The organism is Paenibacillus sp. NPDC093718 (assembly GCF_050279985.1).
Lineage (GTDB): Bacteria > Bacillota > Bacilli > Paenibacillales > Paenibacillaceae > Paenibacillus_AQ.
This window is the reverse complement of the sequence record NZ_JBNNUS010000002.1, coordinates 346,821-362,297: the sequence shown is the minus strand read 5'-3', so window position 1 is coordinate 362,297 and position 15,477 is coordinate 346,821. Positions and strand designations below refer to the sequence as shown.

The window sequence follows — 15,477 nt, the reverse complement described above, 5'->3', positions numbered from 1 at the left end:
AAAGAAGGAATTTCCCTTGGTCCGCAAGGTACACAGCAATATTCGCCTGTAAGTTTACGGCTGGTTTTCTTCGGTAATAATGGGGGAATAGCATCTGTGAGAGGAAGGATGTTCCCATGCGGTATCGAAGAAGAACCGGCCATACCATCAAAAACAACACCAAAGATACCCCACCGGCTAACACATCGACAAAAGATCCCGATGCTTTAAGCCCGGATATAAAAAGCAATCTGAACCATATTAGAGCAGCCCTCGGTAACAGTACCGATATCGTGATCAGGGAAATTCCGCTGGATGAAGAGGAGAAACACTATATCGCTATCCTCTATACAGACGGCTTGGCCGACCAAAAGATCATTACGGAATCCATTATGATGGTCGTAGCTGACACTGCTAAATCCCTGGTGAGGGAAGAGAAGGAACATCCGAAGCCTTTCGATGGGCAAAAGATATTAGAAAACATTTCCTTTATCAATAATGAGATTCAGTCCATTTACGATTATAAAAAGTTGTTCCATTCCTTACTGTCGGGGGACACCATTTTTCTGGTAGATGGATTGGATCGAGGCATCGCAGCAGGTACACGTGGATGGAAGGACCGCGGAGTCATGGAAACGTCGGCGGAAAATGTCGTCCGCGGTCCGCGCGAATCCTTTACGGAGTCGCTGCGAACGAATACGGCTTTGATTCGTCGAAAGATCAAGGATCCGCATCTGTGGATGGAAACGAAGCAGATCGGCAGAATTACGCAAACGGACGTCGCCATGATGTACATCGATGGCATTGCAAACGAAAAAATCGTCGAGGAAGTCCGGACTCGGCTTGATCGAATCGATGTGGACAGCATCTTGGAGAGCGGATATATCGAGGAATTGGTGCAGGATAAGACCTTGACTCCATTTCCCACGATTTATAATACCGAACGTCCCGATGTTGTTGCGGCGGAGCTGCTTGAAGGAAAAATCGCTATTATCGTGGATGGCACCCCATTTGTTCTGATCGTTCCTGCCCTATTTGTTTCTTTCTTGCATGCGGCGGAAGATTACTATCAGCGCTCGGATATCAGTTCATTCCTGCGCGTGCTGCGCTACCTGAGCATATTCATTTCGTTGCTTGGGCCTTCCCTCTATATCGCCATAACCACCTTTCATCACGAAATGCTACCGACCCGGCTCCTGTTCGGGCTGGCTGGACAGCGTGAGCAAATCCCGTTTCCCGCTTTCGTCGAGGCCGTCCTCATGGAGGTCACCTTCGAGATTCTGCGGGAAGCAGGCGTGCGGCTTCCCAAAAATATCGGATACGCTATTTCCATCGTAGGAACATTGGTCATTGGGCAAGCCGCCGTGGAAGCGGGAATAATCTCTCCAGCCATGGTCATTGTGGTTGCCATAACGGCCATTTCCAGTTTTGTCGTTCCATCGTTTAATATGTCCATTGCTTTTCGGATGCTCCGATTTCCGTTAATGGCCCTTGCCGGATCCTTTGGCCTGTTCGGCATCTTAGTCGGGATCATCGCTCTTATTCTCCATTTGTGCAGCCTCCGCTCGTTCGGAGTCCCGTATATGTCGCCTTTCGCACCGTTAATTCCGGATGGGCAAAAAGATACGATATTGCGGCTGCCGCATTGGATGATGTTGAATCGTCCCCGATTGATAAATCAGAATAACGTAAAGCGCAGCAAAAGCAAACCTCCCCAAAAATCGCGGGAATAGAACATTGCATACCAGCGGGAAAGCGAGTGAAACTGGATGAAACGGATATTGGCGTTGCTTCTCCTACATATCGTCATTACTCTTCTTCTAAGCGGCTGCTGGAACCGCAGAGAATTGAATGACCTGGCCATCGCGGTAGCAGCAGGGGTTGACTGGGTGGACGGCCGCTACCGTTTGTCGGTCCAAGTCGCCATACCCGGGCAGCTCACCGCCAGAAGAAGCGGAGGTCCCCAAGCGCCAGCTGCATTGTATACGGCTGAAGGCGACACCATATTTGAAGCGGCGCGGAGAATGACCCAGGTTAGCCCGCGAAAAATTTATTTTTCCCATCTACGGATGTTTCTGATGGATGAGGCGATGGCAAGGGAAGGGATAGCCAAAGTTCTGGACCTGCTGTCGAGGGATCATGAATTCAGAACCGATTTCTACCTGGTTGTTACCAAAGGAGCAACGGCGGAGGAAACCTTGAAAATCATGACGCCTATGGAGACGATCCCTGCCAATAAACTTTACGAATCCCTGCAAAACTCCGAGAAGGCATGGTCACCCAGCATGGCTGTAACGCTGGATGAATTGATAAGCGACATCACCAGCAGCGGAAAAGACCCCGTGCTTACTGGACTGGTGATAACAGGGAATCGGGATATCGGAAAAACGAAGAAAAACGTAGAAAATATTAATACGCCAAGCCAATTGAAATATTCGGGGCTTGCCGTTTTCAAAATGGACAAGCTGATTGGCTGGTTAAACGAGAAGGATAGCAGAGGTTATCGACTCATAAGCGGGAAGGTTAAAAGCTCCGTAGACTTTGTTCCCTGCCGGAGGAACGATGGAAAGGTTATCGTGGAGACGCTGAGGACCGATGCCAAGTTAAATGGAAGAATCATCCAATATCGTCCAGTAATGGATATCAAGATTAATATGGAGGGAAATATTGGCTCTGTGGAGTGCAGCGGCTTGGATTTGTCCCAACCGGCGACTTTGAGAGATCTCGAGGTCGAAATGGAAGAAAAAATAACCAAAAACTTGGAGTCTGTTATCGATAAAGTGCAAACCGAGCATAAAGTTGACATATTCGGCTTCGGGGAAGCTGTTCGCCGTTCGCATCCGAAGGCATGGAAAGGGATGAAGGAAGAGTGGAATGACCGGTATTTTCCGAACCTCGAGACCCATGTCGAGGTGAAATACAAAATCCGGCGAATCGGTACAACTAACGATTCTTTTCTAAATGATCTTAAAGAATGAGGCGAATTTATGCTGAATATCGCGATGATTGCAGTTTCAGCCATGATCATTACTTGGCTGGAGCTGCCGAGGATGCTGCAGGAAAAAGAATACAGGGAGATCTGGGGGTTCGCGGCATTCCTGATCATAGGCATTGGAATTAGCGTGGCCCAAACGGTCATGGACGATATCCCGACCCCTTTGGGTTTGATAACGATCGTCTTCAAGCCGTTCAGTGATTGGCTCTCTGCCATCGGTTTGATCCAATAAGAAAAGGAGCGGGAAGGGATGCCCGTAGTAAAAATTTCATTGCGCCAGGTCAGTATTCTAACCGCTATGTATACGATCGGAAGCGCTATTCTTATCGTTCCTTCGAGTATGGCTTCCATTGCTAAGCAAGATGCTTGGATTGCTTCTTTGGTTGGGATCGGTCTCGGATTCATCATCTTGACGGTGCAGTTGCAATTGTCCAAAAAGTATCCGGAAATGAATTTGATGCAATTATCCGAGAAGCTTTTAGGAAAATGGATTGGCAAAACGCTAAATGTTCTGTTATTACTGACGTTGTTCCTAGGCGGTCCCGCTACGGTGTTACACGAAATTGGCATCTTCATGACCATCCAGATGCTGCCGGAAACCCCGATACAGGCGATTGTTTACCTCTTCGGAGCCCTGGGTGTGCTGGGGGTACGCTTGGGGCTTGAGGTGCTGGCTCGTTCAGCGGAGATGCTCTTTCCATGGTTTCTTCTTCTGTTTCTGTCCATGAGCGTTTTACTATTGTCGGAGATTAAATGGGAGAATGCAATGCCCATTTTCGAATCGGGGATCAACCCCATCTTCCCGGCCGCGGTTTCTTTTGTTAGCATTGCTTTTCTACCGCATATCGTGTTGATCATTGTCTACCCTGGGGCCGTCAATCGTCCGGCGGAGGCATACAAAGCCGTATATATCGGAAGCCTATTCGGCGCGGTCGTACTTTTTATGATCATTGGATTGGCGATTTTGGTCTTGGGTCCGGACATTACGGCAAGAAATATGTATCCCAGTTACATGCTCGCAAGGAAAATCAATATCGGCAATTTCCTTCAACGTATTGAAGCGGTCATGGCGGTGATGTGGTTTATCACTTTGTTTTTCCGTATTTCCTTATATTTTTACGCGGTTGCGATCGGCGTAAGCCAGATTTTTAATATTAAAAATTATCAGCCTCTGGTTATGCCGATAGGCTGGATTTTGGCCGCGGTTTCCGTCTTCATTTATCCCAATATTCCATACAAGATGGTATGGGACACAAAGATTTGGACTCCATATACGATTACAATCGGGCTTATACTGCCATTGCTATTGCTCTGCATGCACAGGCTGCGGAAAATGCGGTCCAAAAAAACAAAAAAGCCCTCGGGTTCGGTCTGAATTAATTCCGGGACTATCCCCGCAAGCGTATAAAGATAATCTTAAGATTTACGGCACGACTTGCCGAATGCAGGAAATTGCTGCGCAGCCTCTGCAAAAGTCGGATTATTGAGGTTCGCATCCTTGAAGTCACTCAGGCCGCATTAAAGGACGGCTATCGTCCTTTATGCCTTTGTGAACAGCCCTATCCTAGAACTTGTTCTATGGTAGGGCTGTTTTATGATGATGTAAACTGCAATTCAAAGTACGAAATAACATTGAGTTATGTAATGAATATTATGTAAACTTAACGATCCTGAGATGAATGAAAAATAGATGTTGATCCTAGTCAGGCCACTGAAAAAGTCCTTAACTGAAAAAGGCACAATCTCCTCAAATTTTATTGAGGAGATTGTGTCTTTTCTCTGTATAATTAAGGTATTAAATCAAGTAGGTGAACGTGATGATTCAAAAACAACAATCGATGACTTTAAGCCCTTATCTGGAACTTTATAACTTGGTGATACCGAAACACCTTCATTCCCTATTACTGGAAATGAAGGTCGTCTTTTGCTTCATGTTTTTAACGGCTCCGTAAAACTACGAGTTCTTCAGTGGCCTCGATCCTAATCAGGGTCTATTTTATATATAATATTATCTACATCATTTCATAAAACACGGAGGTTAATATGAGTAAAGTGAGGTGAGCATGATGGAGGATACCATCGCCATTGTAGAATATGATCCACGGTGGCCTGAAGCTTTTGAAGCAGAAAAAGAAGCACTGATTTCGAGACTTGGAACCGAAGCCATAGCAGTCGAACATGTGGGAAGTACGGCGATTCCCGGACAGGCGGCCAAGCCGGTGATCGACATCTTTGTCGGCTTGACGCTGCTGCAGCCGATCGCCTATTACGGTTCACGGCTTGATCCCGTTAGCTATACCTATGTTCAAACCGGGATGCGAGAAAGATATTTATACGCCAAAAGTACGAGTGGAAGATGGACGCACAATATCCACCTGATGCCGTATAACGAACATTTCCATACGAGAAATGAAATTCTGCTTCGAGATTATTTACGCAGCCATCCGGAGCTTGTGGAACAGTACGGCGAAGTAAAAAGACGGGCTGCCCGGAACGCAATCTCCATGGAAGCTTACACAAGGGAGAAGACCGATTTTATTCAGATGATTGTGGATGCGGCAAGAAGGGAGCTGGGCCTTCCGCTGCAAAATGTATGGGAGGACTAGAACTTCATGCAGCCTTAGACTTGAATTCGTGCGCTCATCACTTCGAAGTTCCATTGGTCATACGGGTTTGAAACGTCGACGAGATCCAAACTCTTCCATCCGTGACTCTATGTAGAATAGATTCCTGCCGTAGTCCGGCAAGGAATCTTTTTTGTTGAGTTCAGTCTTGCCTTGCCAGTCCGCGATTTTCACGAATGGCATCCAAAAACAATTGACAGAGCTGAGAAAAGAAAGTATCGTATTAAAATAGATACAGGTATATAACAAGTACCTTCTTTAGGAGGATAGTCATGGATCGCAAGTCGTTAAAGATCGGAATGATCGGACTGGATACCTCGCATGTGACGGCATTTACCGAGCTGTTGAACCGGCCAGACCACCCTTACCATGTTCCGGGCGGGAAGGTTATAGCGGCTTATCCCGGAGGGTCCCCCGATTTCGAGTTAAGCTATTCCAGAGTGCAAGGCTATACGGACACCTTGTCGGGTACATACGGCGTCCGGATCATGGATTCCATGGAGAATGTGGCCGAAGATTGCGATGTTCTTCTGTTGGAGTCCGTTGACGGTCGTGTTCACATGGAGCAGTTCGAGAGAATCGCACCCTATGGGAAACCCGTCTTTATCGACAAGCCGTTTGCAGTTGCTTCTAAGGACGCGCTTGCCATCGCGGAGACTGCCCGCCGGTACCGGGTGCCGATTATGAGCTGCTCCGCGCTTCGTTATGCGGAAGGGCTTATAACTGTGTTGAACGATGGTGGAACGCAATCGATTATCGGAATGGATTGTTACGGCCCGACAGCGCTACAGCCGACTCAGCCGGGGTTGTTCTGGTACGGCATCCATACAGCCGAAATGCTATTCGCCGGTATGGGCAAGGGTTGTATTCAAGTGACTGCGGCAGCAACGGATGACCACGAATTCGTCACGGGACTTTGGAAAGATGGACGGATTGGAACAATCCGGGGCAACCGCCGGGGGAACAATCAATTCGGTGCGCTTATCCACCGAGCAAGCGGAACGAGAGCGGTGGACGTACACGCTCATCCGAAGCCGTATTACGCCAGCATGCTGGAGGGGATTATGGGGATGTTCCGAACCGGGGAAGCTCCGATTGACCTAGAGGAAACATTAGAGATCATACGGTTTATCGAAGCAGCGAATGAGAGCAGAGCAGCTGGCATAACCGTACATCTTTAACAAGGGAAAGGTGAGATTAACTGATGAAAATGGCGCGGATCGGCGTATTGCTGGATCAACAAGCAGTCAAGAGACATCACCGTTACGGAATCAATGTGTTTGAAACATTCGTCGGCGAGATTCTGACACACGCGGGGATACCGTTCGAATGGATCGACGGGGCGGAGTCGCTGAATGCAGAAGGAGTGGAGCTCCCGGATATCCTTATCGTTGCCTTTACGGAAGAGAATCAGGCTACGGCGGAAGAGATTTGGTCATATGCGGAGCATGGCGGCACCGTCATCTCGTACGCCGGAATCGGCGCACTGGCTTCAAGGCTGGGATGCTACAAGCAGCCGGAGCTTTCGGTCGGGTATGCGGCTTTGGCACACAACGAAGCAGAGGTGAGCCGTCAACCGCTCCGTTTCTTATCTGCGTCGCCTTGGGAACAGCCGGTACCGAAAGCGTATCCTGCGGTCCCAACGGGATCAATCTTCAAGGAGCGGCCGACCGGCGAACAAGCAGGGGCGGCGCTGCTTGAATTCGTTGTAGGCAAGGGTGTGATTTACCGCTGGTCCGTCAATATTCCGAAGACGATTGTCCTATTCCAGCAAGGAACCGGGCCTGTTTTGGATGACGGCACTCCCGCTAAAGACGGTACCGGCGCGGTGGATGAGTGGATTCTGAAAGCCGATGACCGTAGCGGCATGGATTGGGAGCTCGACCGGCTTCGCACGGAAACGGGGGCTCCATACTTCGCGCATCCTTATGCGGATTTATGGAAGGAGCAAATGATCGGTCATCTGCTGAAGTGCGCGACCGACAAAGGCTGTACCGTTCCCTTCATCGGATATTGGCCGGAGGGCGTGCCTGCCGTTGCGATGATATCCCACGACAGCGATCTGAATATCGACGAGACAGCCGAGACGACGCTGGACGTGCTGAAGGAATGCGGCATCCAATCGACCTGGTGCATGATCGAGCCCGGGTACAGCCCGCATATTTATGAGCGGGTAAAGCGGGAAGGACATGAGCTGGCATTTCATTACAACGCGCTTGATACCCAAAACGGGAAATGGGATGAAGCCGAATTCGACCGCCAGTTCCGATGGTTGAAGGAGGCGACTTTACTTGAAGAGGTCGTTTCCAACAAGAATCATTATACCCGTTTCGAGGGCTGGGGAGAGCTGTTCGCATGGTGCGAGAAGAACGGGATTCAAGCCGAGCAGACCAGAGGACCGAGCAAGAAAGGGAATATCGGCTTTTTGTTCGGAACATGCCACCCGTATTTCCCGGCCGCCTGGTTTGACGAAGGCAACCGGTCGTATAACGTACTGGAAATCAGCTTGCTGACACAGGATCTGGATCATATGAATCTGGCGGATTCGAGTGTGATCATTCCACTGCTGGAGCAGGTGAAACGCGTGGAAGGCGTTGCGCACTTCTTGTTCCATCAGGTTCATATTCATCAGCAGCCCCTTGTTACCGAAGCACTGAGGAAAGTTGTCGCAGAAGCGAGGAAAATGGGTTTTGCATTTTGGACTTCCAAGCAAATTAACGATTGGGAGCGGGCGCGAAGAAACGTGCGTTTTACCGGAATCGGGCCGGACGGGCAAATCAACACCGAAGGAGCCGAAGATTTGCTTGACGTAGTTGTATATATCCCGTTACCGGAACTGAAGGGCACTGACGCCAACGCCGATGTCAATGCTGAAATGCGCTACGGTATCCCTTGCAGAAAAGTAGTTCTAAATGGCAGACGTCAAGTACTCACCAAGGAGGTATGAGTTATGAACCATAAGCTTGCACTTCATGGGGGACCGAAGACGAAGGAAACGCCGTTTCACACCGGCCGGCGTTTTGGCTTCGAGGAAGCGAAGCAGTTGATGGAGGCGCTCGAGCAGGATACGCTGTTCTATCATTTCGGCGGCAAGGTGAAGCAGTTTCTGACCGACTTCAATGCGTTATACGGAGTGACATACAGCGTAGCCGCTTCTTTGGGAACGGCGGCGATCCATGTCGCCTTGGGCGCAGCAGGAATCACGGTCGGCGATGAAGTCATTACGAGTCCGATTACGGATCAAGGGACGCTGGTCGGAATCTTGTACCAGAACGCGATACCGGTGTTCGCGGATCTTGATCCGCATACCTATAACCTCGATCCCGTCTCCGTGGAATCCCGCGTCACAAGCAGAACGAAGGCGATCGTTGTCGTGCACCTGGCCGGAAATGTTTGCGATATGGACCCCATCATGGATATCGCAAGGAAACATCACCTGATCGTGATTGAGGATTGCGCTCAAAGCTATTTGACTAAATATAAGGGGCGGCTGGTCGGCACGATCGGTGATTACGGCTGCTTCAGCACGAATGATTTCAAGCATATCTCCACTGGAGACGGAGGCATCGTGACAATCAATTCAGGAAGAGAGGACGATTACTACAACGTGCATGCATTTGCGGGCAAAAACTACCGCCGCTTCGGCAGTAGCGTGATACGCGACTTGCAGACGTTGGCTCCAAATTACCGGATGACGGAGCTTCAAGGAGCGGTCGGCATTGCCCAGTTGAAGAAACTGCCGTGGATCTGTGAGCGGCGAACCGCTTACGGTAATCAAATGACAGCAGGGTTGGAGGGCGTGCCGGGCATCGCCGCGCATCGGGTGGAGGAAGGAAATACAGGGACGTACTGGTTCTATATGCTGCGCGTTGATGAAGAAGAGCTTGGCTGCAGTCGGTCGGAATTTTCGAAAGCGCTTGCAGCCGAAGGGATCCCGAACAGCGCTGGATACATTCCGGAAGTGGTATATATGCAGCCTATGTTCCAGCGTTGGAGCGCTTATCCGAACAGCAGCTTTCCTTTCGACCTGAACGGGATCACGTATGAAAAAGGACTGTGCCCGAATGCCGAACTCATATTACGTACTGCTGTCAGATTGAATGTTAACGAACATTACACTAAAGAAGACATTGATGATATGGTTGCTGCAGTCCGCAAGGTGGCATTTTATTATCAGACAGAAAGAAAACGCTGACATGAAGTAAAACGGAGTTGACGTCCCGGAAAGCTCCACATTATAATACAGGTATGATACATATTATATATTGTGGAGTGTGAATTTACTTTACATAAAAAGGTGAGAGGAGGGGTGTCTCCCATCATTGGAGTTTAAGAATGAACGGAAGCAAGGGTGTCGGTCGTTATGGAAAAGTAAAAATCAATTTCGGGAGGTCTTCCATGATGAAAATTGCAAGATTAAAGCTTCTCCTCTCACTTGTCCTTGCATCCTCGCTTGTTATCAGCGGCTGTACTTCAAGCTCCGGCACTACCGGCAATAAGTCGGCCGGCGGTACGGATACAGGCGCGAAGCAAGAAACCCCGCCGGCATCCGATCCGAAATCGTCGGGGGAACGATTGGCATTGAAATGGTTTATCCCATCCTCCGCGGATGCCGTCCTGCCTGAAGGGGATGTCGATTTTATCGGCAAGGCGATTGAAGAGAAATTCGATGTCGATCTGACCATAGAGAATGCCCCGAGCGGCCCTGACTATGACAATAAGCTGAATCTTCTGATTGCATCCGGCGAGGCTCCGGACCTGTTTGTATCAACCGGAGCCAACTCCCAGAAATATATCCTCGACGGCGTTACCGCCGATATGACTCCCTATGTGACCCCGGAGAAGATGCCCAATTACTTTAAATGGATTAGCGAAGTGGAGCTGCAGCGCTACGCAGTAGAAGGAAAATTCGAACGAGCTCCGCTTATCTTCCCGCGCAACGTTTACCGTTCCTACTATATCCGACAGGATTGGCTGGATCATCTCGGCTTGTCAATGCCAACAAACTTCGAAGAGACGATGGAAGTGATTCGCGCATTTACGTTCGACGATCCGGACCAAAACGGGAAGAACGATACGTACGGCTTAACGGCGGCCGGAAACGGCAATACGCTCTCCTTCGACTTCCCGCACTGGATTCAGAACGGCCTCATCGGCGCGTTCATGATCCGTGACAATCAACTCGTCGATGTGCAAAGCGACTTGGCGGTCCAGCACGTCATTCAAGGGATTAAAGATATGATGGCCGAGGGTACGGTCGATCCGGACTGGTTCCTGTTGAAAGGCACGGAGCATGAAGACAAAGCGGTCGGCGGCAAGGCCGGCATCATCGTCGGCGGTAACATGACGTTTGCGTTCGACAGCAATCCGGTCAGCATTCAGAACAAGTCGAAGGCGGTTAATCCGAAAGCGAACTGGATGCCGTTCCATCCGTTTGCGGATTCCGGCACGTGGACACACAACCTGCCGGAATCGCCGTTCATGTTTGCGAGGAAGACAGCGGAGGAAAGCCCGGAAAAATTGGAGCGCATGGCTCAAATTATCGACTGGATGTCCAGCGAGGAAGGCTTCCTGCTTATAAACTACGGACTGGAAGGAACGCATTACACGCGAAGCGGCAGCACGATTACCGTCAATCAGGCGAATGTGGATGCGCTGCAGAAGGATGTCGTTGAGCAGGGGAACTTCCAATTGATCTATCGATTCTTCTACTCGAACAATCCGGAAAATGATGTACTTGGCTTGGAGGTGGTCGACGAGCGTATGACGGAACGGGACCGCGAAATTATCGCAACGATTCAATCCTATAAGCTGCAACCTTCGATCGGAACGAACGTCGCTCCCCCGCCGGGGTTTAACTTAGCCGACTTCCGCAAAAAAATGAAGGAACTGCAGGTTCAGATATTATTCGATGAACCGGATGCGTCGAATTGGCCGAAATATCACGAAGAGCTTATGAGCGAGTACGGAGGACAATCGATGATCGACACGTACACCGAGCAAATCAAGGCTGCCGGCGTCATTCAGTAAAGCTTCCAATGAGGGGGGATAACCCCCTCTATATTTGCAGTTTTTGCAGCGGGGAGGGGAAAGCGGGTGGAAACCAGGCTGGGAAAAGCATTGTTCCGGTACCGGTGGTTTTATTTGATGATGCTCCCGGGGTTACTCTATTATCTCATCTATCACTACGTCCCCATGGGCGGACTGATTATCGCATTTAAAGATTACAATCTGTCCAAGGGAATATGGGGGAGCGAATGGGTCGGATTCAAACATTTTCAGACGATCTTCGGTTCGCCGTACTTTTACGAAATCATGCGCAACACGGTCGTGCTCAGCGTATACCGAATCGTCTTCAACATGCTGCCGGACGTGCTGCTTGCCTTGATGCTGAACGAAGTTCGGAAGATGTGGTTCAAGCGGGTTATACAGACCTTAACCTACGGGCCGTATTTCTTATCCTGGGTTATCGTTTATGGTCTTGCCTTCGCCTTCCTCTCCCAGGATTCCGGGATCGTGAACTATTTCATCCGGGAGCTCGGAGGCGAGCCGATTAATTTCTTGGCGAATAATGATACATTCCGGTCGATCCTGGTTTCTACGGATATATGGAAAAATACGGGCTTCGGCGCCATCATCTACCTCGCCGCATTGGCAACCATCAATCAGGAGCTTTATGATGCGGCCGTCGTGGACGGGGCTGGACGGTGGCGTCAGCTCTGGCATGTGACCCTTCCAGGCATTCGGGATGTGTTTATCCTGCTCTTGATCCTGAAGATCGGAACCATCCTGGACGCAGGTTTCGATCAGGTATTTATCTTCTTGAATGCGCGCGTATACGAGGTGGGCGACATTATTGATACTTGGGTGTTCCGCCGCGGTCTTGAACAGCTGGAATTCAGCATAGCGATTGCGATGAATTTGTTTAAGTCGGTTATCGGCTTCATCCTTGTCATCGGCGCAAACAAGCTTGCCAAAAAATTCGGCGGATCCGGAATCTGGTAGGAGGTTGATCGACTATGTCCCGCATACGGAATCATACAACGTCCGATCGGATTGCGGATGCCGTCATTTATTCGGTGCTGACGCTATTTGGATTGATCACGTTGTTTCCGCTTTATTACGTATTTATTATGTCTGTAACACCTTATTCGGAGGTGCTGCGCAACGGGGGCTTCGTTCTCTTGCCGTCGACGTTTACGCTGGAAGCGTTCGAAGCGATTTTCTCCAGCCGTACCGTCCCTCAAGCGTTGAAGGTAACGATTTACGTGACGGCCTTAGGCACGTTGCTAAACCTGGTGGTTACGACCCTCTTGGCGTATCCGTTATCGAAGAAACATATCCCGGGAAGAAACGCGATTCTGATGGCGATCGTGTTTACGATGCTTTTCTCCGGCGGGCTAATTCCCTTATATTTAGTCGTCAGAGCGACCGGTTTAATGAATACGTTGTGGGCGTTAATCATCCCTGGCCTTGTATCCACATTTAATATGTTGATTATGAAAACGTATTTTGAAAATTTGCCGCCGGAGGTGGAGGAAGCCGCGAAGGTGGACGGCTGCGGGGACGTGCAGACGCTGGCCAGAATCGTGCTGCCGCTGTCGGCGCCGATTATGGCTACGCTGGGCTTGTTCTACGGCGTCGGCCATTGGAATGCTTATTTCGCCGGGATCATGTATTTGAGCGACAAAAAGCTGTATCCGATTCAAGTGGTGCTGCGAAATATGATTCAAACGCCGAACATTAACCAAGAGCTGGCCATCTCGAATCCGATGCTGCTGCAGACGCTACCTCCCGAGACGATTAAGATGGCGACGGTGGTCGTCGCGATAATTCCGGTATTGGTAATCTATCCGTTCCTGCAGCGATTCTTCATTAAAGGGATGCTTCTTGGAGCCATTAAGGGTTAGTATCGATTCGCTGTTATGTGAATGCCCGTGATTTCGGCCAAGGCTTCACGTACGACATCGCGCCCGGATCAATTGTTGGAGTGCTATATCGCCTCGCGAGGTGTAATCGTATGCGCTGCCTGCGGAAGGAAGAAACATAGAACCTGATAGGATCAGCCGGTAATTAGCTCCGGCTGATCCTTTATTTCGGATGCGCAGCTTAGGCACTCTTTTACAGGATTAGAAAATGATCAGCTGCATGTTGATCATATTCCTCTTAATTGGCTGCTTTACTTGGGAAAGATCCGCTGTGAAGAACGATTGCAAAAGAAAAAACAACCTTAATCCGGTGGATCTCCGGACCAAGGTTGACGCTAAGCCGATAGAAGTTGTAGCGACGAAACAACACAACAACTTAATCGAAGTTTTCGATCAAGTATGAAATGCGGCAGAAGTGAGCGTCATCAGGACGGATGACCGTACTCACATCGGTTGCCGTTGCTGAGCCATCATGGCGTGGAGCCTCTCGGCCGCTTCATCCGCAGATTCCAAACCGGCCCAGTACAGCTGCATCTCGTTCTCCAGATCGTCCACCACGCTGAAATCGCCGAACAATTCATGCAGAAAATAGCTGTTCTCCGTAATGTCGTCGTTGATGTACAACGACTGCAGCAAGGAAGCGTCCCAGATCTTCTCGTTAATCGGACGAAGCGCAGACATGAACCCGGCGCTCTTGCCGAGTTTCTCCTGCATGTCCGGAGACAATGCCTTCTGCAAAAAACGAATGGCCGATTCCGTTTCATGGCTCTCGGAAGGAATCATAAATGCATTGGCGATCAGCATCGTGCCCATCCGTTCGCCGAATGGAAGGGAAGCGATTCTCGATTCGAAATCAATCATGCTGTTTTTCCAACCCGCCATCTCGATGGAGGTCGTGATCATCATGGCAGCCTTTCCCCTCGCAAAAGCTTCGGAGTTTAAAACATGCCTCGGAGACAGTGTTGCGACCCGGCGCCTATATAACAAATCGTGAATGAAGTTCAGCGTCCGAAACAGAGGTTCCTTACCGCTGTCAGACTTGAAATCAGCTCCGTTCTGCAAAGCAATTACGGGCCAGCGGTTCAAAGAGGAGGATAGCGTCAGCCCAAACTGATCGTCGATGCCGTCTCCATTGGTATCCATGGTCAAGCGCCCGGCTGTTTCAAGAAACTCTTCCGTCGTCCATAATTCGGAGGGCTCGGGTACACGATGCTTCTGAAACAATTGCGGATTATAGGCCAAATATAAGGTCGAAAAGGTTGCGATCGCTGCCTTCAGCTCATTATCCCGGAGGAAAGGAGCACGAAGCCGCGGATACAGCATATCGAAACTGTCGGATAAATGTTCCTTTAAATCTATGAAATCGATCATCGAACTTGCGTCGCTAAAGTGGCGATCGGTGGTAAGAATGATATCCGGCTGCAGTCCCAGCTCGATGCTGGCCTGAACGGAATCCCAGAATTCAATGGAAGAGAAGCTTAAGGTTTTTACTTCAACGTTCGGATTTTCCCGTTCGAACTCCTCTATGATAATCGGCATGCAATGATCGTAAAAATTAGAGGGCGAGGTACAGAAGATCCGCAGCACTTTGTTCTTGGAATGCTCAATGACGAGATCGGGGGAGACGATGGTCCCTTGCCCAACCTTCTTGACAATGAGGCCTTCTTTCATCAGCTGATCCAGCGACTTTCTGACCGAGGTACGGCTTATGCCGTAATGCTTGCAGAGATCGTTCTCGGACATGAGAAAATGTCCGGGCTTGATATAACCGGAAAGAATCTGTTCCCGCAAAATGTTGGCAAGCTTGGAATAACGAAATTCATTCTCTCTTTTCATCGTTTTATGCATGGCTCCTGTATACATCAAATTACTTGGTATTATAATACAACGCAAAAATAAATACAAGTTGGATACAATTGAAGAAACGTGAGGCACGATTATAGGTTTATTG

General features: G+C 49.5%; 12 protein-coding genes. 11 read left to right on the top strand and 1 reads right to left on the bottom strand.

Annotation, left to right across the window (positions count from 1 at the left end; genetic code table 11):
* Positions 1-116 precede the first annotated feature (116 nt).
* The 11 genes from ACQKPA_RS07415 (at position 117) to ACQKPA_RS07365 (ending at position 13,508) form a co-directional block, all read left to right on the top strand.
* Positions 117-1,712, top strand: coding sequence for a spore germination protein (locus ACQKPA_RS07415; protein ID WP_427490853.1), 1,596 nt, complete (start codon positions 117-119; stop codon positions 1,710-1,712).
* Positions 1,713-1,748: 36 nt separating this feature from the next.
* Positions 1,749-2,957: a Ger(x)C family spore germination protein gene (locus ACQKPA_RS07410; RefSeq protein WP_427490851.1), complete on the top strand. Its 1,209-nt coding sequence runs from the start codon at positions 1,749-1,751 to the stop codon at positions 2,955-2,957.
* A gap of 9 nt (positions 2,958-2,966) precedes the next feature.
* On the top strand, positions 2,967-3,206 hold the full coding sequence (locus tag ACQKPA_RS07405) for a hypothetical protein (RefSeq protein ID WP_427490849.1): 240 nt from the start codon (positions 2,967-2,969) through the stop codon (positions 3,204-3,206).
* Between the two features lie 18 nt (positions 3,207-3,224).
* On the top strand, positions 3,225-4,349 hold the full coding sequence (locus ACQKPA_RS07400) for a GerAB/ArcD/ProY family transporter (protein ID WP_427490845.1): 1,125 nt from the start codon (positions 3,225-3,227) through the stop codon (positions 4,347-4,349).
* Between the two features lie 688 nt (positions 4,350-5,037).
* Complete coding sequence (locus ACQKPA_RS07395) at positions 5,038-5,580, top strand: GrpB family protein (RefSeq protein WP_427490843.1); 543 nt, start codon at positions 5,038-5,040, stop codon at positions 5,578-5,580.
* Positions 5,581-5,870: 290 nt separating this feature from the next.
* The gene (locus tag ACQKPA_RS07390) at positions 5,871-6,779 is read left to right on the top strand and encodes a Gfo/Idh/MocA family protein (protein WP_427490841.1); all 909 of its coding nucleotides are present in this window, start codon (positions 5,871-5,873) and stop codon (positions 6,777-6,779) included.
* Positions 6,780-6,802: 23 nt separating this feature from the next.
* On the top strand, positions 6,803-8,545 hold the full coding sequence (locus ACQKPA_RS07385; RefSeq protein WP_427490839.1) for a hypothetical protein: 1,743 nt from the start codon (positions 6,803-6,805) through the stop codon (positions 8,543-8,545).
* A gap of 3 nt (positions 8,546-8,548) precedes the next feature.
* Positions 8,549-9,793: a DegT/DnrJ/EryC1/StrS family aminotransferase gene (locus tag ACQKPA_RS07380; protein WP_427490837.1), complete on the top strand. Its 1,245-nt coding sequence runs from the start codon at positions 8,549-8,551 to the stop codon at positions 9,791-9,793.
* A 203-nt stretch (positions 9,794-9,996) separates the two neighbouring features.
* The gene (locus ACQKPA_RS07375) at positions 9,997-11,628 is read left to right on the top strand and encodes an extracellular solute-binding protein (protein ID WP_427490835.1); all 1,632 of its coding nucleotides are present in this window, start codon (positions 9,997-9,999) and stop codon (positions 11,626-11,628) included.
* 66 nt (positions 11,629-11,694) lie between these two features.
* Positions 11,695-12,603, top strand: a complete 909-nt coding sequence (locus ACQKPA_RS07370; RefSeq protein WP_427490832.1) for an ABC transporter permease — start codon at positions 11,695-11,697, stop codon at positions 12,601-12,603.
* Between the two features lie 14 nt (positions 12,604-12,617).
* The gene (locus tag ACQKPA_RS07365) at positions 12,618-13,508 is read left to right on the top strand and encodes a carbohydrate ABC transporter permease (RefSeq protein ID WP_427490830.1); all 891 of its coding nucleotides are present in this window, start codon (positions 12,618-12,620) and stop codon (positions 13,506-13,508) included.
* A 462-nt stretch (positions 13,509-13,970) separates the two neighbouring features.
* Here the strand turns inward: ACQKPA_RS07365 and ACQKPA_RS07360 are convergent, their stop codons facing one another.
* Entirely contained in the window at positions 13,971-15,362 is a 1,392-nt protein-coding gene (locus ACQKPA_RS07360; RefSeq protein ID WP_427490828.1) for an extracellular solute-binding protein, read from the bottom strand.
* Positions 15,363-15,477 lie beyond the last annotated feature (115 nt).

Excerpts from the sequence above, each read along its gene's own strand:
- ACQKPA_RS07415 (WP_427490853.1), top strand. The coding sequence starts at position 117 with ATGCGGTATCGAAGAAGAACCGGCCATACCATCAAAAACAACACCAAA.
- ACQKPA_RS07410 (WP_427490851.1), top strand. The coding sequence starts at position 1,749 with ATGAAACGGATATTGGCGTTGCTTCTCCTACATATCGTCATTACTCTT.
- ACQKPA_RS07405 (WP_427490849.1), top strand. The coding sequence starts at position 2,967 with ATGCTGAATATCGCGATGATTGCAGTTTCAGCCATGATCATTACTTGG.
- ACQKPA_RS07400 (WP_427490845.1), top strand. The coding sequence starts at position 3,225 with ATGCCCGTAGTAAAAATTTCATTGCGCCAGGTCAGTATTCTAACCGCT.
- ACQKPA_RS07395 (WP_427490843.1), top strand. The coding sequence starts at position 5,038 with ATGATGGAGGATACCATCGCCATTGTAGAATATGATCCACGGTGGCCT.
- ACQKPA_RS07390 (WP_427490841.1), top strand. The coding sequence starts at position 5,871 with ATGGATCGCAAGTCGTTAAAGATCGGAATGATCGGACTGGATACCTCG.
- ACQKPA_RS07385 (WP_427490839.1), top strand. The coding sequence starts at position 6,803 with ATGAAAATGGCGCGGATCGGCGTATTGCTGGATCAACAAGCAGTCAAG.
- ACQKPA_RS07380 (WP_427490837.1), top strand. The coding sequence starts at position 8,549 with ATGAACCATAAGCTTGCACTTCATGGGGGACCGAAGACGAAGGAAACG.
- ACQKPA_RS07375 (WP_427490835.1), top strand. The coding sequence starts at position 9,997 with ATGATGAAAATTGCAAGATTAAAGCTTCTCCTCTCACTTGTCCTTGCA.
- ACQKPA_RS07365 (WP_427490830.1), top strand. The coding sequence starts at position 12,618 with ATGTCCCGCATACGGAATCATACAACGTCCGATCGGATTGCGGATGCC.
- ACQKPA_RS07360 (WP_427490828.1), bottom strand. The coding sequence starts at position 15,362 with ATGAAAAGAGAGAATGAATTTCGTTATTCCAAGCTTGCCAACATTTTG.